At 62.2% G+C, this 24,474-nt stretch carries 20 protein-coding genes; 8 read left to right on the top strand and 12 right to left on the bottom strand.

Going from position 1 to position 24,474, the window contains the following annotated elements:
- Positions 1–41: 41 nt before the first annotated feature.
- Positions 42–1,595, bottom strand: a complete 1,554-nt coding sequence (locus tag LAN64_02550; protein MBZ5566711.1) for a M20/M25/M40 family metallo-hydrolase — start codon at positions 1,593–1,595, stop codon at positions 42–44.
- 105 nt (positions 1,596–1,700) lie between these two features.
- Between LAN64_02550 and LAN64_02545 the strand changes: the two genes are divergently transcribed.
- Entirely contained in the window at positions 1,701–2,066 is a 366-nt protein-coding gene (locus tag LAN64_02545; protein ID MBZ5566710.1) for a VOC family protein, read from the top strand.
- A 237-nt stretch (positions 2,067–2,303) separates the two neighbouring features.
- On the opposite strand, the gene LAN64_02540 is transcribed toward LAN64_02545, so the two are convergent.
- From LAN64_02540 to rpiB, 3 genes are all read right to left on the bottom strand, one after another.
- Positions 2,304–3,602, bottom strand: a complete 1,299-nt coding sequence (locus LAN64_02540; protein MBZ5566709.1) for a serine hydroxymethyltransferase — start codon at positions 3,600–3,602, stop codon at positions 2,304–2,306.
- 137 nt (positions 3,603–3,739) lie between these two features.
- Entirely contained in the window at positions 3,740–4,219 is a 480-nt protein-coding gene (locus LAN64_02535) for a GNAT family N-acetyltransferase (GenBank protein ID MBZ5566708.1), read from the bottom strand.
- Between the two features lie 67 nt (positions 4,220–4,286).
- Entirely contained in the window at positions 4,287–4,745 is a 459-nt protein-coding gene (rpiB, locus tag LAN64_02530) for a ribose 5-phosphate isomerase B (GenBank protein MBZ5566707.1), read from the bottom strand.
- A 142-nt stretch (positions 4,746–4,887) separates the two neighbouring features.
- Here rpiB and LAN64_02525 point away from each other — a divergent pair, with 142 nt between their 5' ends.
- Positions 4,888–5,679, top strand: a complete 792-nt coding sequence (locus tag LAN64_02525) for an enoyl-CoA hydratase/isomerase family protein (protein MBZ5566706.1) — start codon at positions 4,888–4,890, stop codon at positions 5,677–5,679.
- A gap of 118 nt (positions 5,680–5,797) precedes the next feature.
- Here LAN64_02525 and LAN64_02520 read toward each other — a convergent pair whose 3' ends face one another.
- On the bottom strand, positions 5,798–6,868 hold the full coding sequence (locus tag LAN64_02520) for an alpha/beta hydrolase family protein (protein MBZ5566705.1): 1,071 nt from the start codon (positions 6,866–6,868) through the stop codon (positions 5,798–5,800).
- 288 nt (positions 6,869–7,156) lie between these two features.
- Here LAN64_02520 and LAN64_02515 point away from each other — a divergent pair, with 288 nt between their 5' ends.
- Positions 7,157–8,671, top strand: coding sequence for a restriction endonuclease (locus LAN64_02515; GenBank protein ID MBZ5566704.1), 1,515 nt, complete (start codon positions 7,157–7,159; stop codon positions 8,669–8,671).
- Positions 8,672–8,674: 3 nt separating this feature from the next.
- Here the strand turns inward: LAN64_02515 and alr are convergent, their stop codons facing one another.
- Positions 8,675–9,817 carry an alanine racemase gene (alr, locus tag LAN64_02510; protein MBZ5566703.1) on the bottom strand — a complete coding sequence of 381 codons (1,143 nt, stop codon included), beginning with the start codon at positions 9,815–9,817 and terminating at the stop codon, positions 8,675–8,677.
- 165 nt (positions 9,818–9,982) lie between these two features.
- Between alr and LAN64_02505 the strand changes: the two genes are divergently transcribed.
- A complete protein-coding gene (locus LAN64_02505; protein MBZ5566702.1) occupies positions 9,983–10,288 on the top strand; it encodes a hypothetical protein in 306 nt (101 codons plus the stop codon).
- A 241-nt stretch (positions 10,289–10,529) separates the two neighbouring features.
- On the opposite strand, the gene dnaB is transcribed toward LAN64_02505, so the two are convergent.
- Positions 10,530–11,900 carry a replicative DNA helicase gene (gene dnaB, locus LAN64_02500; GenBank protein ID MBZ5566701.1) on the bottom strand — a complete coding sequence of 457 codons (1,371 nt, stop codon included), beginning with the start codon at positions 11,898–11,900 and terminating at the stop codon, positions 10,530–10,532.
- 722 nt (positions 11,901–12,622) lie between these two features.
- Between dnaB and LAN64_02495 the strand changes: the two genes are divergently transcribed.
- Entirely contained in the window at positions 12,623–12,868 is a 246-nt protein-coding gene (locus LAN64_02495) for a hypothetical protein (GenBank protein ID MBZ5566700.1), read from the top strand.
- A gap of 15 nt (positions 12,869–12,883) precedes the next feature.
- On the opposite strand, the gene rpoD is transcribed toward LAN64_02495, so the two are convergent.
- From rpoD to LAN64_02470, 5 genes are all read right to left on the bottom strand, one after another.
- Positions 12,884–14,584: an RNA polymerase sigma factor RpoD gene (gene rpoD / locus LAN64_02490; GenBank protein ID MBZ5566699.1), complete on the bottom strand. Its 1,701-nt coding sequence runs from the start codon at positions 14,582–14,584 to the stop codon at positions 12,884–12,886.
- A gap of 310 nt (positions 14,585–14,894) precedes the next feature.
- Positions 14,895–16,823, bottom strand: coding sequence for a DNA primase (locus tag LAN64_02485; GenBank protein ID MBZ5566698.1), 1,929 nt, complete (start codon positions 16,821–16,823; stop codon positions 14,895–14,897).
- A gap of 36 nt (positions 16,824–16,859) precedes the next feature.
- Complete coding sequence (locus LAN64_02480) at positions 16,860–17,138, bottom strand: hypothetical protein (GenBank protein ID MBZ5566697.1); 279 nt, start codon at positions 17,136–17,138, stop codon at positions 16,860–16,862.
- Positions 17,139–17,280: 142 nt separating this feature from the next.
- Complete coding sequence (locus LAN64_02475; protein MBZ5566696.1) at positions 17,281–17,877, bottom strand: carbonic anhydrase; 597 nt, start codon at positions 17,875–17,877, stop codon at positions 17,281–17,283.
- Positions 17,878–17,879: 2 nt separating this feature from the next.
- Entirely contained in the window at positions 17,880–20,432 is a 2,553-nt protein-coding gene (locus LAN64_02470; GenBank protein ID MBZ5566695.1) for a Smr/MutS family protein, read from the bottom strand.
- A gap of 176 nt (positions 20,433–20,608) precedes the next feature.
- Here LAN64_02470 and LAN64_02465 point away from each other — a divergent pair, with 176 nt between their 5' ends.
- The 3 genes from LAN64_02465 (at position 20,609) to LAN64_02455 (ending at position 24,398) form a co-directional block, all read left to right on the top strand.
- Positions 20,609–21,088, top strand: a complete 480-nt coding sequence (locus LAN64_02465) for a polymer-forming cytoskeletal protein (protein MBZ5566694.1) — start codon at positions 20,609–20,611, stop codon at positions 21,086–21,088.
- Between the two features lie 179 nt (positions 21,089–21,267).
- Positions 21,268–22,323, top strand: a complete 1,056-nt coding sequence (hemB, locus tag LAN64_02460; protein MBZ5566693.1) for a porphobilinogen synthase — start codon at positions 21,268–21,270, stop codon at positions 22,321–22,323.
- Between the two features lie 290 nt (positions 22,324–22,613).
- On the top strand, positions 22,614–24,398 hold the full coding sequence (locus LAN64_02455) for a CocE/NonD family hydrolase (GenBank protein ID MBZ5566692.1): 1,785 nt from the start codon (positions 22,614–22,616) through the stop codon (positions 24,396–24,398).
- The last annotated feature ends 76 nt before the right edge of the window (positions 24,399–24,474 follow it).

The following is a 24,474-nucleotide window of genomic DNA, read 5'->3' as shown; positions in this document are numbered from 1 at the left end:
AGCTGTGGCCTGTGCCGGCTTAGACCAACCGCCGGCCTGCCCTAATTCCCGCCGGCCTTGCTGCTCTCTTGCTTGGCAGTTTCCTTGCCCAGATCGCCGAACGGCCAGATGCCGAACGCCTTCAGCATTGTGTCCTGCTTTCTTTCGATGAGCATTCTCGCCGTCTTTTCCGCCGGCCAGGGGCTGGCGAACCGCTCCGGACGCGAGGCGATCCAGTACGACGTGAGCGCCACCAGCGCGGCGTCGCGCGTCAGCAGATCGGGCTTCACCTTGTCGAAGGTATCCACCACCGAGTGGTGCGTGTATTTGTACTCCGGCGAGTCCTGGTTCATGTTGATGCCCGGCAGACCGGCGAGGATGAACGGGCCGGCATCGGTGCCGAAAACGGCCCTGTCGTCCACCTTCACCTCGCCGAATGCCTTCACCGAATCGGCAAACTTTTCGACGGCTGGAATCAGGTCCTTATGCCCACCGAGATTCAGGCTGACCACCGGCCCCTGGCCGTTGTCCAGAATGACCGCGCCGAGGTGATTGGCCATTTCGGCGGCGTGCGTCTTGGTATAGGCCAGCGAGCCGAGCAGACCCTGCTCTTCGCCGGTAAAAAGAACGAAGCGTATGGTGCGCTTTGGCTTGAAACCACTGGCCATGATCGCCTCGGCCGCGCCCAGCGTGGTCGCCACGCCGCAGCCGTCATCGGTGGCGCCCTGCGCCAAGTCCCAAGAGTCGAGATGCCCGCCGACCACCACCACTTCCTCCGGATGTTCCGAGCCGCGGATATCGCCGACCACGTTCGCCGATTCCACCGGACTACTAGTCACCTTGTTCTGTACATTGATCCGAAGGCGCACGCTTTTGCCGTGGTCGAGGAAGCGTTCCAGTTGCGCCTGGTCCTCGGCGGTCATGCTCACCACCGGGATGTCGTAGTACACGTCGAAGCCCATCGCACCGGTGTGCGTCAGGTGCATGCCGCTGGCGTGCGACCCGCCTTGGCCGCCGATTACCGCCACCGCGTGCGCTTCCCAGGCCTTCTTCAGCAAGCCCCCGAACTTGGCGAAGGTGCCCATCCTGTCTTTCGGCGGTTCGCCCTTCTTGACTATGATCAGGATCTTGCCCGCCCACTTGCCGGAATTCCGGTTGATCTCCTCGTCGAGCGCGTTGATGTTCACCGGCACCAGTTCGGCGGTGACGCCGTCCTTGGGCGTCGATCCAACCCATCCCATGGAATCGATGTCCAGCTTGCGCTGGATGGGCTCCACCAGTTCGGCGGTGGCGGAACCGCGCGACCATCCGCGCGCGAGAGACCACTTCTCCGCGTGCACGTTGTCGAGCCCGATCGCCTTCATCTTGGCGATGCCCCAGGCGATCGCCTTCGCCGCTTCCGGCGAACCCGTGACGCGCCCGCCGATCATGTCGCTCAGCTCTTCCAAGTCTTCGTAAGGATGAGCGCTCATCATGCCGTGGCCGGCAATCGCGACCAGCGCCGGCATGGTCCCGTCGACAGAAGGCGCGGGCGGTTCTGGGGCGGAGGTCTCAGCCGCAACGCACATCGTGAAAAGCGCAATGACACACACGAACGGCAGTGAAAGACGACGCATATACAAGGTCTCCAACGAGAGATGCGGAAGCGAACTGTACTGTAACACCCACATCATTGGGCGCGCAAAAGCCTGCTAGAATGACGCCGCTCTGAAGGAGTCCTGATGCCTCCCAAGTTCGCCAATGGCAAAATCTGCTACATCGAGATGCCCGCTACCGATATTGCGCGCTCGGCTGATTTCTACCACAAGGTCTTCGGCTGGAATCTCCGGCAACGCGGTGACGGTCACACCGCCTTTGATGACTCGGTCGGCGAAGTGAGCGGCACCTGGGTGCTGGGGCGTCCCCCCGCAGCTAAGCCCGGCCTCATGGTTTACGTCATGGTGGACAGCGTGGCCGCGACCCTGGAGCTGATCGCCGCCAACGGGGGCGAGATCGTGCAGCCGATCGGCGTGGACGCGCCCGAGATCACTGCCAGGTTCCGCGACTCGGCAGGAAACGTGATCGGTCTCTACCAGCAACCCGGATGATCGCAGGGCTACGCAGTAGTCAGGTGGCGCACGAACTTCGATTCTCCGAAGTCCGTGGTGCAAGAATGGCGCAGGCTTTGAGACGTGCGATCCGCAGCCAAGAAGACAAGGGCTTCAGCCCCTGAGGTACTGCGCCCGAAGTACCACAGTGGCTGAAGCCGATCTCGAATGGGCAGCTTTCGATGCAGGGCTTGAAGCCCTGCTCCACCCATCTCCATCAGAAACTGAAACTCGAAACTATCTAGTCCCCGCCATCGCCCGTGCCCTTCGCTCCGGATAGAGCGGGAAAGCCTCGCACATCGCCAGCACCTCGCGCTTGATTTTGGCCAGCACCTGCGCGTCGGTACGGTTGTTGAGAGCCTGCGCGATCCAGTGCCCGATCTGCAACATTTCGCGTTCCTTCATGCCGCGCGTGGTGAGCGCCGGGGTGCCGATACGGATGCCGCTCGGCTTCATGGGGGGGTTGGTATCGAAAGGAATGGCGTTCTTGTTGACCGTGATGCCGGCCTCGCCCAGCGCCTTCTCCGCTTCGCTGCCGAGCATGCCCTTGCTGAAGACGTCCACCAGCATGAGGTGCGTGTCGGTGCCGCCGGAGATGATGCGGAAGCCATCGTCGGCCAGCGTTTTCGCCAGCACCGCGGCGTTGGCGACGATCTGCCGCGCGTAGTCCTTGAACTCGGGCTGCATCGCCTCGTGGAAACACACCGCCTTGGCCGCCACCATGTGCACCAGCGGGCCGCCCTGGTCGCCGGGGAATACCGTCTTGTCGATCGCGGCCGCCAGGTCCACCTGCTTGTCGCCAATCTGCGCCATCTTCTGGCACAGGATCATGCCCGCGCGCGGGCCGCGCAGCGTCTTGTGCGTGGTGGTGGTGACAATCTGCGCGTGCGGCACTGGCGACGGATGTACGCCGCCCGCCACCAAGCCGGCGAAGTGCGCCATGTCCACCAGGTAAAGGGCGCCGACCTTGTCCGCGATCTGGCGCATGCGCACGAAATTAATAATGCGGGGATAGGCCGAGCCGCCGCCGATGATCAGCTTCGGCCGCTCGCGCTCCGCCATCTTCTCCAGGTCGTCGTAATCAATCGTCTCCGTTTCCTTGGTCACGCCGTAGGGGACGATCTTGTACGTCTTGCCGGAAAAATTGAGGTGATGCCCGTGGGTGAGGTGGCCGCCATGCGCCAGGTTCAAACCAAATACCACGTCGCCCGGTTGGACAACCGCGGCATACGCTTCCATGTTCGCCGACGAACCCGAGTGCGGCTGCACGTTGGCGTGGTCGGCGCCGAACAGTTTCTTGGCGCGCTCGCGGGCCAGCGTCTCCACTACGTCGGTAAACTCGCAGCCGCCGTAGTAGCGCTTGCCGGGATAGCCCTCGGCGTACTTGTTGGTGAACACCGAGCCCATGGCCTCCAGCACGGCTTCGCTGACGAAGTTCTCGCTGGCAATCAGCTCCAGCCCCTCGTGCTGGCGGCGCTCTTCGTTGGCAATGGCGGTGGCAACATCCGGATCAACTTCAAAAAGAGGGCGGGACATGCGGTGGTTGTTCATAAAGGCTCTCAGCTCTCAGCCGTCAGGTCTCAGCCTGCGCGGCGAATCAGGAAACGGTAAAGCATACTCCGCAACAGGAGCGTATCCAAGACGGAGGCGGGCAGCAGAGGTCGGAGATGCGGTTAGCCGTGCTTATACATCCCCGGATCGAAAATCTCCATGTAGGTCGCCGGATCGGTGAGTGCTTTGAACCCGACTTTGGCGTAGATGCGCTGGTCATGCGTGTAGAGCATCCAACGGCGCAGCCCCCGCAATTCTGGACGCTGCTGGATGGTCTGCATCAGCCATTTGCCCAAGCCGCGGCCGCGATGGCTCTCCTCAATGTAGTCGTCAAGAATAAAAGCGAAGGTGGCATAGTCGGTGACCACGCGCGCAAACCCGATTTGCCGCGCGCCCTCGTACACGCCGAAGCAAAGTGAATTCGCCAACGCGCGCTCCAGCGTCGCGCGTGGGATACCGTCGGTTTCCCAACCCGGCCAATGTGACAGGAATTTGTGAATGGCGTCCAGGTCCAGGCGGCGAGGATCGGTGCTGATCACGTACTCGCCGTTGCGATACTCCTGGAATTCCGGCGGGCGATTGGGCCGTGGTTGCGTGGCCATAGATGCCTCCGGTGATCAGCCGAGTCGCGCGTGTATCTTGCGCGCACCCGCGATGCGAGACCCGCGACTAGGCACTAGGTACTCGTTCTTCGCGCTCGATCTGGGAAATCTTGTCCACGCGCCGCTGGTGCCGCCCGCCAGCGAACTTGGTGCGCAGCCATGCGTCGAGAATGCCGTGCGCCTGGTCCTCGGTGAGCACGCGCCCGCCCAGCGTGAGCACGTTGGCGTCGTTGTGCTCGCGGCTCATCTGCGCCTCAAACACGGTGTGGGGATTGGCGGCGCGCACGCCCGGGATCTTGTTGGCCGCGATCGACATGCCGATCCCGCTGCCGCACACCAGGATGCCGCGGTCGGCCTGCTTGGCAGCGACCGCTTCGCCCACGATGCGCGCGAAGTCGGGATAGTCCACCGACTCGTTCGAAAACGTGCCCTTGTCGTCCACCTGTACACCTTGTTCGATGAGCCACTGCTTGACCCGTTCCTTCAGCGGAAACCCGGCATGATCGGCGCCCAATGCGATTTTCATAGGCCTTCATTGTACCCCGGGCAGATGAGTGCGGCAGCGGTCGTGTGGCGCGGGTCTGCGACCCGCGATAACCGACACGTCAGCTTGTCCGGCCGGCCGTTTCGTCACATAATGCGCCCGCGGAACAATTCGGGAGGAAGACATGGCGAGCAGGCCAGGCGTCGCGCAGGATTTCAAGTACATCAAGTTCGACCACAGCACATTCGTCGCGCGCATCACGCTGAATTACCCGCCTTACAACGTGCTCACCGTGCCGCTGATGGTGGAGCTGGCGCAGGCCATCGAGAGCCTCAACGGCCGCGCCGACGTGAAGTGCATCATGCTCGATTCCTCGCAGAAGACTTTTTCCGCCGGCATCTCGGTCGAGGACTCGCGCCCGGAGCGCGTCTTCCAGACCCTGGAAGCCTTCAACCGCGTTTTCCAGGCGATTAACGAAATCTCCAAGCCGCTCATCGTGGTGGTGAACGGACCTGCCATCGGCGCCGGCTCCGAGCTGGTGGCCTTCGGCGACATGGTCATTGCCACAACCAACGCTCGTTTCGCTCAGCCCGAGGTGAAGATGGGCGTGTTTCCGCCCTTCGCCGCCGTCATGCTGCCCGCGGTGATTGGCCCCAAAAAAACCTACGAGCTGATCCTTACCGGCCAGCCGCTGACCGCGGAAGATGCGCTGGCGCTTGGCTTCGTCAACAAAGTGGTGTCGGAGGCCGACCTGTCCAAGGCGGTCAACGAAATCCTGGCGCGCATCTGCGAGTTCAGCGGGCCGGTGCTGGAGATGACCAAGCGCGTGATCGCCGGCACCAGCGGCAAGCCCCTGCCCGAGGCGATGAAGGAATCGCATGATATCTACCTCAACCAGCTCTACGAGTTACAGGATGTCGCCGAGGGGCTGCGCGCCGTGGTGGAGAAGCGCAAGCCGGTGTGGAAGAACAAGTAAGAGATTCCCAAAGTTCGCAGGATTTGCACCATTGCTCCACGCGGAACAATTTCCCGAAAAGAGAACGAGGGCGGCTGGCGTAGCCTCTTGGGATGATATATCGTAGGGCGATATTTCGTTAGAGGGCGTTGCTGATGAACCGCACCAGGTGCCAGGCGTCGAGAAATTTATAGGGCGTCTCGCCGGTGGTGTAGTGACCGCAAGGGAGGACGGCGACGCGGTGATCGAGCCGGCGGCGCCGGAACTCGGCAACCACCTGGCGCGAGAACTCGGGCAGAAACGTCAGGTCATAGGTGGCATAGACAATCAGCGATTTCTTGGGGAAGCGGCTGAACTGGTGGAAATACGACATGGGGCTGATGGCGAGCCAGGACTGGCGCAGGCTTTCCAGCGTGATCTCGCGCTCGACTCCGGCGCGAATGTGGCGGGTGGACTGTCCGGTCCAGACGACGTCGGCAAAGTAGGTCGAGGCGTGGTTGAAGGCGTTCACGCGCAGGCGCTCGTCGTGGGCGCTGGCGATGAAGGCGTAGCAGGAGCCCAGGCTGGTGCCGAGAATGCCGAACTGACGGTAGCCCTGCGACTGGAGCCAGTCGAGGCAGGAGCGAACGTCCAAGATGGCCTGGCGGGCGGCGGCAATGGTGCGGCCGACGTTGGCGGAGACGGCGTAGTCGGCGCGCTCCAGCTCGGCCGGGCGGCGGACGTCGTGATAGGGCATGCTGAGGCGCAGCGCGGCGATGCCGCAGAAGTTCATCATGCGGCAGAGGGCGTTGTGACCGATCGCGTCGGCGTTCCATTGCGGCAGCACGATCATGGCGCGGCGTCCGCGGGTGGGAAACCAATGCGCGTTGGCGATGTTGTTCTCCGGATACGGCGTCGAAACGGCCGAGGTGAACCGCAGGAAATCCCCCACGCCGCGGTCTTCGTCGTCGCCGTGATTGCCGCCCGCTGCGTGCAGCTTGACGGGATGCTGCTCGATGCGGAAGTCGGTGGGGGTGCGGTAGGCGAAGAACTCGTCGCTGTGGACGACGATGTGGCGGTTGAGGCGGTGGAAGAATTCTTCCTCTGAATCGTGAGTCGGAAGGTTGCCGTTTACGCCGGGCCAGCCGCGGGTCCATTCCACGCCCCAGTCGAACGGACGCACCACCCGGTTGGTGTCGCGGGTGGTGAGGCGGGTCTCCCAATCGTGCATCCAGTTTTGATAGCGCCGGCGCATGGATGGAAAAAGCATAACAAAAGCGGTTCGCTTTTGGCTCTTAGCGTGGGCTCGTAACTGCCGGAATCCCTTGTGCCGCTTACCGCACGGGAGGCGCTCGATCCGCGTCGCTTCCCGCCGCCCTGTTTCCCGAAATGAAACAACACTAAAGTAACTGCACGTTGTCGTTGGAAAGCGCACCAGTTCCGGTAGCCTATAAGTTCTCTCCCCCAGTAACAGAGTTCCATGCAACGGCGCATTCCTTCTCCACCGAAGTTGTCTTCCTTGATCGACACAGAGGTGGTTTACTGCGGCGACAATCTTGACCAGCTTCCGAGGCTACCCAACCACTGCATCGACCTCGTTTATATCGACCCACCGTTCAACTCGAATCGCAATTACGAAGTGTTTTGGGGCGAAACGCGGGAGATGCGGTCGTTCGAAGATCGTCACGGCTCCACCCAGGCGTATATCGATTTCATGCGGCCACGGTGCGTCGAGTTGGCTCGCGTACTGAAACCGACAGGTATCTTCTACTACCACTGTGACTGGCACGCCTGCCACTACGTCAAAGTGATGCTGGACCAGATCCTGGGCGAGGACAACTTCGTGAACGAGATCATTTGGAAGCGCCAGTCATCGCACAACGACGCGAAGCAGGGGTCAAGACATCTGGGACGCGTGCATGACACGCTGTTCATGTATGCGGGCAGCAAAGATCACTACTTCAAGCACCTGTACCGACCGTACGACGCCGAATACATTGAGAAGTTCTATCACCACGTTGAACCGGAGACCGGTCGGAGATACCAGCTAGGCGACCTCGGCGCACCTGGGGGCGCCGCGCCTTCGAAGGGGAACCCGCATTACGACTTTCTCGGGGTTAGTAGATATTGGCGCTACAGCAGAGAAAACATGCAGAAGCTCTATGCTGAGGGGCGCGTGGTTCAGACAAAGCCGGGTGCGGTGCCACGCCTGAAACGCTATCTTGATGAAGGGAAAGGAGTGCCTCTAGGCTCCGTTTGGGATGACATCGGGCCGGTGCAAGGAGTCGCTGACGAGCGCATCGGATTTCCAACCCAGAAGCCGCTGAAACTGCTCGAGCGCATTATCGAAATCTCCTCTCAACCGGGAGACCTGGTGCTAGACGCGTTCTGTGGATGTGGCACGGCCCTGGTGGCTGCCCAGAATGCTGGTCGCCACTGGATTGGCATTGATGTTTCACCGACCGCATGCCGGGTCATGGCGAAGCGACTGCGCGACTCTTGCGGCCTGACGGAGAATGAGAAGCTCTGGAAAATTGGCCGTGGGTTCGTGGTTCGTGACCTGCCGTGGACGGAAGAGCAACTGCGGAAGCTGCCTCCGTTCGAGTTTGAAAACTGGGCGGTAATTGCCGTCGGTGGCACGCCGAACAAGGCCCACGTGGGAGACATGGGCATTGATGGCCGAATCTACCCCATGTCTGCTATTCCCAAGGGCAGGGCACGCGAGGACCAGTTTGCGTTTATGGATGATTGGTTCCCTATCCAGGTGAAGCAGCGCGACAAGGTGGGACGGCCAGAGATCGACCAGTTCGAAGCCGCCATGATGCGTGAGAACCGCGAGAAGGGCTTCTTCGTAGGCTTCGACTTCACATCTGACGCGCGGGCCGAAATTGCTCGATTCCATGGCCGGAGCCAACGAGAAATAATCGCTATTACCGTCGGGGAACTCCTGCAGGACGAACAAGTTAAACGTCGCATCCCCCCGTCGCCCGCGAAAGCGAGTAACGGACGCATTCCCAGGATGCGGTTCAGCTGAACGCTATTCCTGATACGTGCGGCGGACGCGGCTGCCGACGCGGCAGAGGACTTCGTAGGGGATGGTGGCTTCGAGGCGGGCGTGCTCCCAGGCGTCAATCATGCAATCGCCATCGGAGCCGATGATGGTGACCTCATCGCCGAGCGCGGCGCCGTTGACGTCGGTGACGTCCACGACGGTAATGTCCATGGAAATGATGCCCACCATCGGCGCGTAGGTTCCGCGCACGATCACGCGACCGCGCGAGGAGAGATGGCGCGAGAGCCCATCGGCGTAACCGACGGGAAGAACGGCGAGCTTGGTCGGACGGTTGGTGACGTAAGCAGCCTTGTAGCCGACGGTCTGGCCGGCGCCCACGTCTTTCATCGAAATGATCTTGGTTTTCCAGGAAAGAGCGCGCTTGACCGGCAGTGGGTGCGGAATCTCGGGATCGTTTTCGGTGCGCATGAGCGGCAGGCCGTAACCGTAGAGCAGCATTCCGGGACGGACCATGTTGCGCCAGAGCGAGGGACGCCCGCCGACGGCGGCGCTGTTGGCGATATGGCGAAACTGGGGTGAGAAGCCGTGATCGGCGATGAACTGCTCGAATTCGGCGAAGCGGTTGGCCTGCTGCTTGGCGTCTTCGGCGTCGAGCACCTCGGCGGAGGCGAGATGGCTGAATACGCCTTCGAGTGCGATTGGTTCTGCGGCTTGGAGGCGCTTCAGGAATAGGCCCATGAAGTAATCGGGCACGCCGAGGCGGGCCATGCCGGTGTCCACCTTGATGTGCACGGGAAACGAGCGGGGCGGTGCGTTCTGTTTGGCGAGCATCGCCTCCAGCGCCCCGATCTGCCACCATTCCCACACCGTGGGAGTGAGGTTGTGGCGGATGACGTCTTCCTGCTCGCCGCGCCAGAAGCCGGTCATCAGCAGGATGCGGCCGGCGACATCGGCCTCGCGGATCTTCACGCCTTCCTCAGTGGAGGTGACGCCGAACCAGGTGGCACCGGCCTCCTGCAGGGCGCGGGCGCATTCGACGGCCCCGTGGCCGTAGGCGTCGGCCTTGATGACAGCGCAGACGGTCACGTCGGCTCCGACGTGCTGCTTGATCAGGCGAAAATTATGGCGCAGAGCGCCGAGCGATACCTCCGCCCAAGTGGGTCGCATGGGATTTCCGATATAAGGCCGGCCGTTTCAGATTGCCGAACTGCGATTGTAAACGACGATGTGCGAGCAGGAGCGGAAACGATAGTGTGACTGAAAATAAGTTTGCAAGAAATGGTTGGGAGCGCGTTCTAGCGGCGGAAGTGTGTTGTTCCGAGGGAGGAGATCATGATGGCAGAGTCGCTGCAGGAGATTGTGGCGGCGCGTCGGCGGTGGAAAATGATCGCCATGGCGCTGCTGATCGCACTGGTTGGCTCGTTGGCGGTGAATGCTCGCGCCGACTTGCCGTTTCCCGAGCGGGTGAGGGCACGCACGGTGGAAGCGCAGGAGATCGTGCTGAAAGATGGCGAGGGGCACGTCAGAGCACGGTTCTCGGTGCAAGGGGAGGCGGCGCGGCTGATCATCTTTGATGCGAAGGGGAAAGCGGTGGCTGAGCTGCCGGAGCGTGCGCGCATGAAGGAGTTGGGGCAGTAATTCAGTCGTCTCTACGGGACTTGGTGCGACTTTGCAGCCCGACCCGGCACTTGAGGCGCCGGGCTATTTTCATTCGCGCCTGCGGCGCTGCACGATCGAGCACTGTCTGACGCGTCGCAACAGCAGATTTCCTCGCGGGCTGAGAGCCCGCTCGGAATGGTAATTTCTTAAGCGTATGTTTCGCCGGGCTGAAGCCCGGCGCATCCAGCCTGCACACGCGAGGGCGCGGCGCCACAGCGCGCTATTGGCTGTCGGAGGCTCGGGATTCGAAACGGGTGCTGCGCTTGAGGAAGGCCAGGTCCACCTTACCGGTGGGGCCGTTGCGCTGCTTGGCGACGATCAGTTCAGCGAAGCCTTCGTTCTCCGGCTTGGGGTCGTACACCTCTTCGCGGAAGATGAAGGCGACGACGTCGGCATCCTGCTCAATGGAGCCGGATTCGCGGAGGTCGGATAATTGCGGACGGTGGTCGCCGCTGCGACTTTCGGGGGCGCGGCTCAACTGGGAAAGCCCAACCACGGGCACACGCAGCTCCTTGGCCAGCAGCTTGAGGCCCCGGGAGATGGCGGAGACTTCCTGAGTGCGGTTCTCGAAGCGCGTTTTGCCGCCGGGGACGCCGCCTGACATGAGTTGCAGGTAATCCACGATAAGAAGGTCCAGCCGCCCGCCCGTCTGGTGCTGCAAGCGGCGGGCCTTGGCGCGCATTTCGCTGATGGTGACGCCGGGCGTGTCGTCAATGAAGATGGGCGCTTCGGCGAGACGGCCGAGGGCTTCGACGAGCTTTTGATAATCGTCGCGACCAAGAAAGCCGGAGCGCAGCTTGTGCGAGTCCACCTGCGCGTTGGAGCAGAGAAGCCGCAGTAATAGCGCTTCGCGCGACATTTCCAGCGAGAACATTCCGACCACCTTGTTGTCCTTGATTGACGCGTTCTCCGCGATGTTCAGCGCAAAGGCGGTTTTGCCCATCGAGGGACGGGCGGCGATGATGATCAGGTCGGAATGCTGCAAGCCGCTGGTTAGGTTGTCGAAATCCACGAAGTGCGTTTCCAGGCCGGTGACGCGCTGGCCGCGTTCGTAGAGCGCATCAATGGAGCCGAAGGACTCTTTGACGATCTGCTTCACGTCGCGGAAGCCGGAGATGAGCCGCCTGTCGGAGAGTTCGTAGATGGCGGCTTCCGTGGAGGTAAGGACGTCGTGCGCTGGCTCGGATTCGTCGATGGCGCGCGCGATGGCGGCGTTGGCGGCGAAGATGAGGCCACGCAGCAGCGCCTTGTCCTTGACGATGCGGACGTATTGTTCGATGTTGGGGCGGTGCGGCAGGCCGTCGGTGAGTGAGGACAGGTAGGCCACGCCGCCGATGGCTTCCACTTCCTTGCGCCGGCTTAGCTCCTCGGCGAGGGTGACCAGGTCAACGGGACGGCCGGAGTCGGCTAGCTCGGTAATGCGAGCGTAGATGCGGCGATGCGAGTCGAGGAAGAAGTCGTCGGCTTGGAGGTTTTCCGCAGAGGCCTGAGTGTAGGTGAAGTTGTCCAGCAGGATGGCGCCAAGGATGGAGCGCTCGGCGTCAAGGTTGGCGGGCAGGCCGCGCTCGAGACTGTATTCGGTGGTGGCCAAAGTTTACCGATCAGAATATGAGGCGAAGCGGGGGAAAAGACAAGATGGAATATCGGAGATTAACGGTGGAAAAGCGGGAAGTTGGCAAGGTGCACGTGCGTGAGAGCGATTAGCGATGGGCAATTAGCGATTAGCCATTGAAAATCTAAGCAATCGGCACTGACAATTAAGAAGCGCGGTTCACGCCAGCCAACGTGAACCGCGCCGTTGCGGATGTCCTAGAGCCGCCGGGAACGCGCTTCAAGCAGAGATCGCTCCCAGCACCGGTTCAGCGCCTGCAGCGAGTTGGAACTCAGGGCGGCGCTCTCCGGCTGTGCGCGGTTCGGCACCCCTCGACGGCGGACCGCTGCGGGCGACAGGCACGGGGTTCGAAGCGCCCTTCGGGTGCGGAATCCGCATCCATCGGCGTCTCGGCAAGTCCAGCCGCCTCGGCCGGCACACGCAATCCATGCCTGCTAACCGAGGCCAGTGGGCCGAATGCCGTGCCACGCTCCCCTGAACCATTCAGGTGGAAACCGCCTTCCACCCCATCACGCGCAAAACCGGCGCGTGCTGGGAACCCAGGTGGGCTGCGTTGCCAAGCACCCATGCTGCCGTGTCGTGCCCGCAGAACTGGCCGTTACCTACGAGGAGCTCGGAAGTGCCGAACCTGCCAAGCCAGTCCTCCGTTGCCGAGGACCGGTTGCCAGCGAACTGCGCTCTCCGTGAGGCGCAGCGGGCCGTTGCATCACCGCAAGTTCGGCATTTTACCCGCGCGACGCGCTCCAGACATCAACGCTCGCGTGCGAAAGAATTTGCCTGAGTCCGTTGATCCGCTCAATGCGAAACTGAGGTTGCGCTGTGCAGAAGTTGTGAAGGTCAGGGATTTGTTGTGGAAAGGACTGGAAATCGAGGTTGAAATTCAAAACGTCAACCGCGAAGGACGCAAAGCAAAAAGAAAGGCGCTGCTGTTTGTAGCGCCCTTTTGATCCGAACTTGGATTGTTAGTCCCGCACGCCGTCCATGAAGGCGCGGAGCTTGCGCGAGCGCGAGGGATGACGCAGCTTGCGCAGCGCCTTCGCCTCGATCTGGCGGATGCGTTCGCGAGTGACGGCAAAGGACTGGCCGACTTCCTCGAGGGTGTGTTCGGAACCGTCTTCCAGGCCGAAGCGCATCTTGATGACCTTCTCTTCGCGCGGGGTGAGAGTGCGCAGCACCTGCGCCGTCTGGTCCTTGAGGTTGACGTTGATGACGGCCTCGGCGGGTGAGATGACGGCGCGGTCTTCGATGAAGTCGCCGAGATGGGAATCTTCCTCTTCGCCGATCGGGGTTTCCAGCGAGATCGGTTCCTGCGCGATTTTGAGCACCTTGCGGACCTTGGCGACCGGAATATCCATGCGCTTGGCGATTTCTTCCGAGGTCGGTTCACGACCGAGCTCCTGCACTAGCTGACGCGAGGTGCGGATGAGCTTGTTGATGGTCTCGATCATGTGCACCGGGATACGAATGGTGCGGGCCTGGTCGGCGATGGCGCGGGTGATCGCCTGGCGAATCCACCAGGTGGCGTAGGTGGAGAATTTGTAGCCGCGGCGGTATTCGAACTTGTCCACCGCCTTCATCAAGCCGATGTTGCCTTCCTGGATCAGGTCGAGGAACTGCAGGCCGCGGTTGGTGTATTTCTTGGCGATGGAGACGACGAGGCGCAAGTTGGCTTCGATGAGCTCACGCTTGGCCTGCTCGGCGTCAATGTCGCCCTGGATGATTTCGCGCTGAGTGCGCTTCAGCTCCTGAAAGCTGGTGCCGGATTCGACTTCCAGGCGCTCGAGGTCGGCGCGAATCTGGCGCGCCTGGCGGCGGAGGTCCTTTTTCTGCTCCTCGTTGCGCGAGGCGTCAATCTTTTTCTCGGTGTTCTGAATCTGGCGGTCGAGCGCGCGCATGCTGTCGACGGCCTTGTTGACGCGCTCGATGAGGCGCTTGCGCTCGTTGTTGGTGAAGCCCAGGAAACGAATGCCGCGCGAGACTTCGACCAGCTCGCGAGCCAGCGCCCAGCGGCCGCGGCGTCCTTCGCGCTGCTTTTTCTTGACGGCGGGAATGGCCTCGAACTTTTCGGCGAGCTGCTGCGACTTCTTGTAGTGCTTGTTGATCTCGTCGATCTTGCCGGTCATCTCCTTCAAGCGGTTGAGAAGGATTTCCTCGGTGATCTCCTCCTCGTCGAAGGTAGTGATCTCCTTGACCGAGCGGACGCCCTTCTTGAGGTCTTCGCCGAGGCCGACGATTTCGCGGATTACGATGGGGGAACGGGAGAGCGCCTTCAGCACGCGGAGCTGGCCGCGCTCGATGCGCTTGGCGATCTCCACCTCGCCTTCGCGAGTGAGCAGCGGAACCGTGCCCATCTCGCGCAAGTACATGCGAACCGGGTCGTTGGTCTTTTCCAGCGCGCCGGGCGTGAGATCGAGCTCGACCTCTTCGCCTTCCTCGATTTCCTGGTCGAACTTCTTCTCCAAAGCCGAGGAAGGCAGCTTCGCCGGACCTTCGAGCACATCAATGCCCTGCGTGCCGATGGTGGTCAGCAGGTCGTCGAGGTCCTCGGGCGAATGCACGTCGTGCGGGATGAGGTCGTTCACCTCGTTGTAGGTGAGATAGCCCTTTTCCTTGCCCGCATCGATCAGCTTCTTAATGTCGTCGTACTTGTCTTCCAGAGCCAAGTGGCAATACCCCTTACTGCACGGCACTTCCCGTAGGGCCGGGAAGCCGGTCGCGCGCATAGCGGCGGGAGCTGTATTAGGAGACTACGGCCAAGCCAAAACTTTCGAATTTTAGCACAACCAGGCCGCGAGTCTCAGCAACAACCAAGTAAACCTTTCCAATTCTGGAACTATTATGCTTGCCGTCAACAGTTTAGATGTCCCAGACCGGCCTTTGGTTTCGAAGAACCCTCATTATCTGACCTCGTAGCACAGCACCCTACGGCGATAAAGTGGCGCTGTCCGGGGCCGCCGTGCTACCCAGGGCACGTTACTCAGCCGTCTGAAGCGGTGCGCCACTATAGTTTCTCGCCGTCGGTGCGCCCACTAGGTTGCGCACAGCGCGTTCCAGTCGGCTCTGTTCGGCTAAGAGCTCCACCGGAACTTCATTAACCGCGAGCCGCATTGCCTTGATCTTATCCTGAAGCAGCGTGAGCTCTCGTTTGAGCTTCTTTTCACGCAGCGCACTCAGTGCTGAATCCACGCGTTCGGGCGTTAGTTCCTCTTGCTCATGCAGCAGGACCTCGGCGACGAGGCGGCGGTGGGAGTCGGACAGCGGGAGAGACATTGCGTCAGCCGACTCGTTGGCGAGTAGTTGTTCGAGCAGAGACTCGGTGGCGAGGCCTTCTTGCAGGGGCTCGTGATGCAAGGCGAAGCGGGCTTGGCGCGCGGGATCGAATTCGTCATCCGCGCCGTTACGGGAGGAGGTGGAGTTCTCGCCAGGTGCGATGTTGGCGGCAGAAGCGAGGGCGCGGATCAGGATGCGCTCCGCCTGTGTGACCTGGGCTTCGGGCGAGGCAGTGACCTGCCGGACGCCGCGATTGGCCGCGGCGTGCTTGAGTTCCTGGCGCAGGACAGCGGAGTCAATGCCGAGTTTCTGGGCCATTTCGTTGGCCAGTTCGTCGCGCACGATGCGGCTGGGGACGCGCTGCAGGTGCGGGAGCAGGTAGTTGACCGCCTTCACCTTGCCCTCGGGCGTGCGCACGGGGAATTGAGCGCGGGCGCGGTCGATGAGGTAGTCGAAGTATTTGGGCGCATGGCGGAGGACATCCTCATACGCTGCGTTGCCCTTGCGGCGGATGAAAAGGTCGGGATCGAAGCCGGGCTCGAGCGTGACCACCTTGATCTGGAAGTCCTCCTGAACCAGCAACGCCAGGGAGCGCTCGGCGGCAGCGGCGCCGGCGGCGTCGGGATCGAAGTTGACAAAGATTCTTCGGCTGAAGCGCGCCAACAGACGTGCCTGTAACTCGGTGAAGGCGGTGCCGGAGGAAGCGATGACGTTCTGAATGCCGGCCGCGAAAAGACTGATGCAATCCATCTGGCCTTCGACGAGGATGGCGTAGTCGAACTGGCGAATCCACGGCTTCGCTTTATCGAGATTAAAAAGCACGTGCGACTTGGAGTAGATGGGCGTTTCCGGCGAGTTGAGATATTTCGGGCCGGCCTTCTCGTCGGTGCTCAGGGTGCGACCGGTGAAGGCGATCACGCGCCCGCCTTCGTTGCAGATGGGGAAGAGGACGCGGTTGCGGAACTTAGAGTAAAGAGTCGGCGGCTTACTGTCTACGGTCGACGGCGGTTCGGCTTTGGTTTGGCCGTCAGCCGTCGACCGTCGAGGGTCGACATCTGATTCCTTCCACGAGAACAGGCCGCTGGCCTTAAGGATGTCTTCCTCGAAATCACGTTTTAGAACATCGCGCAGCAGGAAGCCGGAGTCGGGGGCGTAGCCGATGCGAAAGCGCGAGATCGTTTCCTCGGTGAGCCCGCGGCCGGCGAGGTATTCGCGGGCGTGGGCGCCTTCCGGCTTACGCAACTGCTCCTGGAAAAACTCGCAGGCGCGCTCGTGGATGTCGAGCAGCGCGCCGCGTTGATGAGCCTGGCGCGCTTCCTCCGGACTGCTGAATGTAACCTTGGGCGGCGCGATGCCGATCTTCTGCGCGACGGCGCGCACCGCCTCCGGGAAGGTGATGTTCTCGATCTTTTGCACGAAGCTGAAGACGTCGCCGGAAGCGCCGCAGCCGAAGCAGTGGTAGAACTGGCGGGTGGCGTGCACCGAGAACGAACCGGTTTTTTCGTTGTGAAAGGGGCAGAGGCCGGTGAAGTTCTGCGCGCCGGATTTCTTCAGCTTCACATACTCGCCGACGATGCGGACGATGTCGGCCTGCTGCTTGACGGTGTACGCGAAATCGCCGGGGTTCGCCATGAGACAGTGATCAGCGCTCAGCGACGGCCGTGGCGACTAGTGGATGTCGTACTCCCCAGGCGCATCGAAGCTGAGATACGAAAGACGCCGCAAGGTGCAGAGGTCATGCGACAAGCAGCACTCATAAATCTGTTTCCAGTGGCGGAGGTAATCTTCCGGTGGCAACTGCGCGTCGTCATGCGCGAGGTACTGGCGCGCGTTGATCCAGAACAGATTCTTCTTCCGCAGAGCGGCCGGCAATTTCTGCATCAGCAGTGTATCGCGGAACTCAGACTCCGGTATCCACTCGGGAGCCCGGGGGAGATTGTCTTTCATAGAGACGCCGTAAAGAGAGGCCTTTAGTAGCCTCTCAACCGCGGGGCGCGTCCACAAGAGCAAATCTACGCATTTCTGTTGAATACCTGTGGAAAACTAGGCGAAAAACTGCGGAAAACGTCGGAACACACAGGGTAAAAAGTCACAACCGTTCGACTACGCCGGTGTCGAGGCGATAGTAGGCCGTCACCACTGCAAGGTCGCCACGCTGCGCACGGTCGCGGAGGAGATCGCTGCGATCGAGCACGGAGCGCGCGACATAGCGGGCGTTTTCTTTCACCGCCTCGCACCAGCTTGCATCACCCACGGGGTCGACGCTTGGCCATGCGCCGGAAGCTCGAATGGCCTTGACGATCGCCTTCAGGTTGGGCGAACCGGCCTTATCGCTGGAACAGGCCGCCTTCACACCACCGCAGCTCTGGTGGCCGATGACGACGAGCAAGGAAACGCCGAGCTCCTCGGCGCCGAATTCGAGCGATCCGAGGGCCAGCTTGTCGATGACGTTGCCGGCGATGCGGACGACAAACAGGTCGCCCAGGCACTGGTCGAAAATGATCTCCGGGGAGACGCGGCTGTCGCTACAGGCGAGCACCAGGGCTTTCGGGCGCTGGGATTGCGCCACCGCTTCGCGCTCGCGCCGCAGGTCGCGCGGCCGTGGTTGGCCAGTGCGGAAGCGCTCATTGCCGACCATCAGGTCGGACCAGATCTGCTGGGGGTTGGGAGTGGTTTCTGTTTTCACGGTCAGACCCTCAGTTCCACCACCGTCGCGCCTCCGCCGCCTTCCTGCTGCGGCGGCTCGGTGACGCTGGCGACGTGCGGGTGCAATTTTAAATATTCGCGCAAAGCTTTGCGCAGAATTCCCATCCCGCTGCCGTGCACGATGCGGACCTTGGGCAGGCCGGCGAGGAAGGCGCGGTCCACGAATTTCTCGACTTCGCGGGTGGCGTCGTCGACGGTGCGGCCGATGACATTGATCTCGGTCGGCATGGTGAGATCTTCCTTCTCCAGCGTGACGGAAATACCGCGGGCGCGCGCCGCCTTGACCGGATTGTCGGCGGCATGGGCCACTACTTCCGCGATGTCGTCCTGCCGAACTTTCATCGTCATGAGGCCGACGGCGACCTCGTACTGATTGTCGGATATCTGGCGCTTCACCTGGGCAGTGCGGCCGAGCGACTTCAGCTTTACCGTGTCGCCCTCGAGGATGTGCTGCACAACGTGGGGCTGGGCATGCTGGTCGCCGCGGTCGGCGCCGGTGCTGTGCGCGACGACGGTCTGATCGAACTGCTCGCGGAATTCGCGGCGCAGCTTGGCCATGCGCCGTTCCGCTTCTTTCGACAGCTTCTGCTGCGCGGCGCGGTCCTGCACGGCCTGCACCGCGGCGCGCGCGTGGTACTCGAAATCGCGCATCAGGGAGGCGAGCTTGTCTTCGAGTTCGCGGATGCGCGCGCGCTGCTCCTTCAGACCCTCGGCGGCGAGACGGGCTTGTTCGCGCTGCAATTCCTGCTCGCGCGCCCGCACGCGGCAGCGTTCCGATTCCGCGTCGCGCAGTTCGGCGTGGAGGCGGTCGAGAAACTTGCCGACATCCTGCGCCTGGGCGCCGAGCCGCGCGCGCGCCGATGCGATGATGGTCGGGTTAAGCCCGAGGCGCTGCGCGATGTTAATCCCTGCCGAGGCCCCGGGCACGCCGACCCGCAGCTCGTAGGTCGGCTGTAGCGTGCGCTCGTCGAAGCCGACGGCCGCATTGACCACCCCAGGCGTGTTCGCGCCGTAAACCTTCAGTGACGTGTGATGAGTGGAAATCACGCTGGTGCAGCCGATGCGGAGAAAGTGTTCGGCGATGGCGACCGCGAGTGCCGCGCCTTCCTCGGCATCCGTGGCGGAGCCAAGTTCGTCGAGCAAGACAAGCGAATCGGGCGTCGCGGTGCGGGAGATGAAGTCAATGTTGGTGACGTGCGCGGAAAATGTCGAGAGGTTCTGCTCGATGGACTGGTAGTCGCCGATGTCGGCGAGCACGGCGTCAAAGACGGGCAGCTCGGCGCGCTCGGCGGGCACGGGAATCCCGGACTGCGCCATCAGCGCGAGCAGGCCGATGGTCTTCAGAGCAACGGTTTTACCGCCGGTGTTGGGTCCGGTGATGACCAACTGGCGATGAGCCGAATCGAGCTCAACCGAGATGGGGACTACGCGCTGATTTTTCGGACGCAGGGCGCGCTCAAGCAGAGGGTGACGGGCATTGTGCAGGACCAATGTTTCGCCATGTACCTCAGGGGCTAAAGCCCCGGCGTGAGCGCGGCTTGAATTCGCAGGGCTGAAGCCCTGCGCCGCCCGGTTACCAGCGACGAGGCCGACGACTGTGCAGTTGTAGTCTTCACCGAACCGCGCCTTGGCGAACTGCAGTTCCAGTTCGGCGAGCGTGTCGGTGGCAGCCTGGATGGCCCACGAGAGCTCGGCGACGCGGCGCGTCATCTCCAGCAGGATGCGGTGGATCTCCTCCTGCTCCTCCTCGAGCAGACGCACCAGTTCGTTGTTCTGCTCGATGGTTTCCAGGGGCTCGACAAACACGGTTTGACCGCTGGAGCTGGCGCCGTGGATCACGCCCTGCACGCGCTTCTTCTGCTCCACCTTGACCGGAATGACAAAGCGCTCGCCGCGAATCGTGACCAGTTCTTCCTGCGCTGCGCCGCCCTCGGCGAGCCGGCGGACGTAGGCGCGCAGCGATTCCTGGATGAGGCGCTTTTGCTTTTCGACGTCGCGGCGAAGGCGCGCCAGCTCGGGCGAGGCGCGGTCGTCCAGGGTGCCATCGGGCAGGATCTTGTTGCGAAACAAGCGCAGGAAGTCAGTGAAATCGGCAATGGCGGAGGAGAGCTCGGTGACTGCGGGCCATGGATTGCCGGTCTCGTCCGTCGTTTGCCCTGGCTGGCCCGGCTTGGGCGCGCGCATGGAGGAGGGCGGATTCTGCGAGATGTGGCGCCACTCGTCGGCGCGGTCCACCACCAGCACAATATCGCGCAACTGGCCGGTCTCGAGCGCCGCGCCTTCGATACGCGATTTCTCCACCAGCGCGGCGGGGTCAGTGAGTCCGGAAAAATCAAAATGCCCGCCGCAGCGTAAGAAGCGCCGGACTTCGGCGGTGAGCTGCTGCTGGCGCTCGATCCACGTCCGGTCGGCGGTGGGCTGCAGGCGTTCGATGCGCGATTTGCCGAGCGGTGACCAGGCGTAGCCGCTCAACATCTGGCGCAGCGAATCGAATTCCAGCACGCGCGCGCTGGGGTGGCGCGAAGGTTCCAGCATTCCCGACATGGTAAACGGTTTTGGGTCGGGAGGCACGGAAGGCCAATGGCCCGGGCCATGGCCTATCGGCACCTGTAATTGGGGGGCGGTCCGCGATATGAATTCAGAGCGCCACGATCCTGGAGGCATTTGCCATGTGGAATTCCAAGCCTGCGTATCCTCCCAAAAGCTCGCCTATGACCGAACCGCTGGTGGAATCGCCGCGACCGCCCAACACAATCGCCGCGCGGGTGTCGGCGTTGCCGCAGCCGGGGGCGGCGGTGATCGGCAAGACCATCACCATTGCTGGCGACATTACCGGGGCCGAGGCACTGCACATCGAAGGACGCGTGAAGGGACGTATCGGACTGGAAGGCGCCTACCTGAACATCGGGCCGGAGGCGGTAGTGCAGTCCGACATCAGCGCGCGCGAGGTGGTAGTGCGCGGAACGCTCACCGGCCAAGTGAACGTTAGCGAGCGCATTGACATCCGCAACGGCGGTTCGCTGGTGGGCGACGTTTCGGCGCACAGCGTCAGCATCGAGGAAGGAGCGTACTTCAAGGGCAGCATCGATATGCGGCGCTCTGAATCGACGCGGCAGAGCGCGCCATCTGTTTCGATTTCTACCTCCCCCAAATTGGTGGAACCGGAACGTGCGACGGTTGTCTCGGCGTAGCACCATCGGTTGACCGGGCGATCATGGCCGGGCCCGGGGGGACTCGGCCTTGGTCACCCGATCTCCCGCCAACTTCCATCACCTCCGTCTGTGACCGCCATCACACCTCGCTTAATCATGCCTGGCACGAATCGCTGCGCGATTCCCGGTGCTAGAATTTACTTTTACGCGAGGTCATGATGAGCTTCCCTATTCAGCGTCCACGCCGCCTGCGCTCCAGCGACGCCCTGCGTTCGTTCGTGCGTGAAACCCGCCTGACCCCCGAGGGATTCATCTATCCGCTGTTCGTCTGCCCGGGTGAGGGCGTGCGCAAGGAAATCCGCTCCATGCCCGGTGTCTTCAACCTGTCGGTGGACGAGGCGGTGAAGGAAGCGCGCGAGGTGAAGTCGCTCGGCATTCCGGCGGTCATCCTGTTCGGCCTGCCGGAGAAGAAGGACGAGATCGCCACCGGCGCGTGGGAAGACGACGGCATCGTGCAGCGCGCCACGCGGGCGATCAAACGCGAGGCGCCGGGCCTGATGGTGGTCGGCGACGTCTGCCTGTGCGAGTACATGAGCCACGGGCACTGCGGGATCGTGCAGCAGAAGGCGAAGCCGCGGCGGGAGACGCAGCGCGTCGTGGTCACGCATTCGGTGGGGGCCGCCGTCGAGCAGGCGCTCGCGGACGAGTTCGAGATCGTGAACGACGCCACGCTCGACATACTCGCTAAGACGGCGGTCTCGCAGGCGAGGGCGGGCATGGACATCATCGCGCCCAGCGACATGATGGACGGGCGCGTGGCAGCGATCCGCAAAGGACTCGACGACAACGGCTTCACCAACACTCCCATCCTTAGCTACGCCGCGAAATTTGCCAGCGGGTTTTACGGGCCGTTCCGCGAGGCGGCCGATTCGGCGCCGCAGTTCGGTGATCGGCGCAGTTATCAGATGGACCCGGCGAATTTCCGCGAAGCGCTGAAGGAGATCGAACTCGACCTCGAGGAAGGCGCGGACATCATCATGGTGAAGCCGGCGCTGCCGTACCTGGACGTGATTCACGCCGCCTACGAGCGCTTCAAAGTGCCGGTGGCGGCCTACCAGGTGTCGGGCGAGTTCGCAATGATCGAGGCGGCGGCGCGCAACGGATGGATCGACCGCGAGCGCGTGATGCTGGAGTCGCTGACCTCGATTCAGCGCGCCGGCGCAAGCATTATCCTCACCTACTTCGCCAAAGACGTGGCGAGGCTGTTGGCGTAGCAAGCCCTCAGCCGGTGGCATCTGGCCGCTCAGGCTCCGTGCTGATCCTGGGGCTTACGATTGGCAAGCGCTTGCAGTGCTACAGCCGTTGCGGTGTAATGCCACGTTCTGGTCTTCCCATCACATCGTGAGGTGATTCAGTGCGCCTGCTGAAGCGCGAAGTTCTGCTGTGCCTTGTCATCCTGCTGCTCGCGGTCGTGCCGGCTGCGGCGCAGGAGCGCAGCGAGCCCACGGCGAAAGAGAAAGAGCTCGCCGAATTCGTCAAAGCCAACTACACCAAGCACGAGTTCATGGTCGCCATGCGCGACGGCGTGCGCTTGTTCACCAGCGTGTACGTGCCCAAAGACGCGTCGGCCGCGAACCCGTACCCGATCCTGTACGACCGCACGCCGTACAGCGTCGCGCCCTACGGCACGGAGAATTACAAGGGACTGCTGGGTCCGTCGGAGCTGTTCACGCGCGGCAAGTACATTTTCGTCTACCAGGATGTGCGCGGCGCGTTCATGTCGGAGGGCGAGTTTGTGAACATGCGTCCGGAAGACGCGGCGGAAAAGGGCGGCAAGGCGGTGGACGAGTCCACCGACACCTACGACACGATTGAGTGGCTGCTGCGCAACGTTGCGCACAACAACGGCAAAGTCGGGATGTGGGGGATCTCGTATCCGGGTTTCTATACCTCGACTGGGATGATCAACGCGCATCCCGCGCTGAAAGCGGCGTCGCCGCAGGCGCCGATTGCGAACTGGTTCGTGGGCGACGACTTTCACCACCACGGCGCGGTCTACCTGCCGCACTTTTTCGGATTCATCTCCGTCTTCGGCCTGCCGCGTCCGGAGCCGAGGAAGGAGTGGCATCAGCGCGCATTCAAAATTCCCAACGACGGGTATGAGTTCTACAAGGGCATTGAGCCGCTGCCGCTGGCCGACGAAAAGTATCTGCATCACAAGGTCGCGTTCTGGGACGAGTTCCTGCAACATCCCAACTACGACGCGTACTGGCAAGCGCGCAACCTGCTGCCACACTTGAAGAACATCAAACCGGCGGTGCTGACGGTCGGCGGCTGGTTCGACGCCGAAAATCTCTACGGCGCGCTCAATACCTACAAGACGGTGGCGGAAAATTCTCCCGCGTCAGCAGTGCGGCTGGTCATGGGTCCGTGGTGTCACGGTTGCTGGGCGCGCATGGATGGCGAGCAGTTGGGCGACGTTCGCTTCAATGCAAAGACAGGCGAGTTTTATCGCGAGCACATCGAGTTCCCGTTCTTCGAGTACTACCTGAAAGGCAAGGGCGCGAACGACCTGCCGATCGCGTACGTGTTCGAGACCGGCACCAACCAATGGCGCAAGTACGACGCCTGGCCGCCGAAGAACGCGGCGAGGAAGACGCTTTACTTCGGCGCGAACGGAACATTGTCGTTCACACCGCCAGCGGAAACCTCCGACGCCTTCGATGAGTACGTGAGCGATCCCAACAAGCCGGTGCCGTATTTCGATCACACGTTCAGCGGCATGGCGCGGGCGTACATGGATGGCGACAACCGGCTGCAGGGACGACGCACCGACGTGCTCGACTATCAGACCGAGCCTTTGCCGGAGGACATCACGCTGGCAGGGCCGGTGCAGCCCAGCCTGATGGTCTCCACCAGCGGCACCGATTCGGATTTCATCGTCAAGCTGATTGACGTGTATCCCAATGATGCGCCAGATCCGGATCCGAACCCCGCCGAGGTTCACATGGGCGGCTACCAGCAACTGGTGCGCGGCGAACCGATGCGCGGCCGCTTCCGCAACAGCTACTCGAAGCCGGAGCCTTTCCAGCCGGGGAAGATAACGAAGATTGAGTTCGTGATGCCGGACGTGAACCACACCTTCCGTCGCGGGCACCGCATCATGGTACAGGTGCAGAGCTCATGGTTCCCGCTGGTGGACATCAATCCGCAGACGTTTGTGGACATTTACACGGCGAAGCCGTCGGATTTCCAGAAAGCGACCGAGCGCGTGTATCGCGGGAAGAACGCGGAATCGCACGTCGATGTGTTTGCTCTGCCAGCGGCGAGTGCCGGAAGCGGTAATTAGCCAACAAGGCCAGAGGTTGAATTTCCCAAGCTGGCGGAAAAATTCATCGGAACAATTCCTGCGAATTAGCAGCAGC

It is taken from the genome of Terriglobia bacterium (genome assembly GCA_020073185.1).
In the GTDB taxonomy this organism is placed as follows: domain Bacteria; phylum Acidobacteriota; class Terriglobia; order Terriglobales; family Acidobacteriaceae; genus JAIQGF01.
Note: the sequence above shows the minus strand (reverse complement) of the source record. Positions and strands in the feature narration are given on the sequence as shown.

What these genes read in the sequence shown, in the direction of transcription:
- LAN64_02550 (MBZ5566711.1), bottom strand. Translation starts at nt 1,595, where the DNA reads ATGCGTCGTCTTTCACTGCCGTTCGTGTGTGTCATTGCGCTTTTCACG.
- LAN64_02545 (MBZ5566710.1), top strand. Translation starts at nt 1,701, where the DNA reads ATGCCTCCCAAGTTCGCCAATGGCAAAATCTGCTACATCGAGATGCCC.
- LAN64_02540 (MBZ5566709.1), bottom strand. Translation starts at nt 3,602, where the DNA reads ATGTCCCGCCCTCTTTTTGAAGTTGATCCGGATGTTGCCACCGCCATT.
- LAN64_02535 (MBZ5566708.1), bottom strand. Translation starts at nt 4,219, where the DNA reads ATGGCCACGCAACCACGGCCCAATCGCCCGCCGGAATTCCAGGAGTAT.
- rpiB (MBZ5566707.1), bottom strand. Translation starts at nt 4,745, where the DNA reads ATGAAAATCGCATTGGGCGCCGATCATGCCGGGTTTCCGCTGAAGGAA.
- LAN64_02525 (MBZ5566706.1), top strand. Translation starts at nt 4,888, where the DNA reads ATGGCGAGCAGGCCAGGCGTCGCGCAGGATTTCAAGTACATCAAGTTC.
- LAN64_02520 (MBZ5566705.1), bottom strand. Translation starts at nt 6,868, where the DNA reads ATGCACGATTGGGAGACCCGCCTCACCACCCGCGACACCAACCGGGTG.
- alr (MBZ5566703.1), bottom strand. Translation starts at nt 9,817, where the DNA reads ATGCGACCCACTTGGGCGGAGGTATCGCTCGGCGCTCTGCGCCATAAT.
- LAN64_02505 (MBZ5566702.1), top strand. Translation starts at nt 9,983, where the DNA reads ATGATGGCAGAGTCGCTGCAGGAGATTGTGGCGGCGCGTCGGCGGTGG.
- LAN64_02485 (MBZ5566698.1), bottom strand. Translation starts at nt 16,823, where the DNA reads ATGGCGAACCCCGGCGATTTCGCGTACACCGTCAAGCAGCAGGCCGAC.
- LAN64_02480 (MBZ5566697.1), bottom strand. Translation starts at nt 17,138, where the DNA reads ATGAAAGACAATCTCCCCCGGGCTCCCGAGTGGATACCGGAGTCTGAG.
- LAN64_02470 (MBZ5566695.1), bottom strand. Translation starts at nt 20,432, where the DNA reads ATGCTGGAACCTTCGCGCCACCCCAGCGCGCGCGTGCTGGAATTCGAT.
- LAN64_02465 (MBZ5566694.1), top strand. Translation starts at nt 20,609, where the DNA reads ATGACCGAACCGCTGGTGGAATCGCCGCGACCGCCCAACACAATCGCC.
- hemB (MBZ5566693.1), top strand. Translation starts at nt 21,268, where the DNA reads ATGAGCTTCCCTATTCAGCGTCCACGCCGCCTGCGCTCCAGCGACGCC.
- LAN64_02455 (MBZ5566692.1), top strand. Translation starts at nt 22,614, where the DNA reads ATGGTCGCCATGCGCGACGGCGTGCGCTTGTTCACCAGCGTGTACGTG.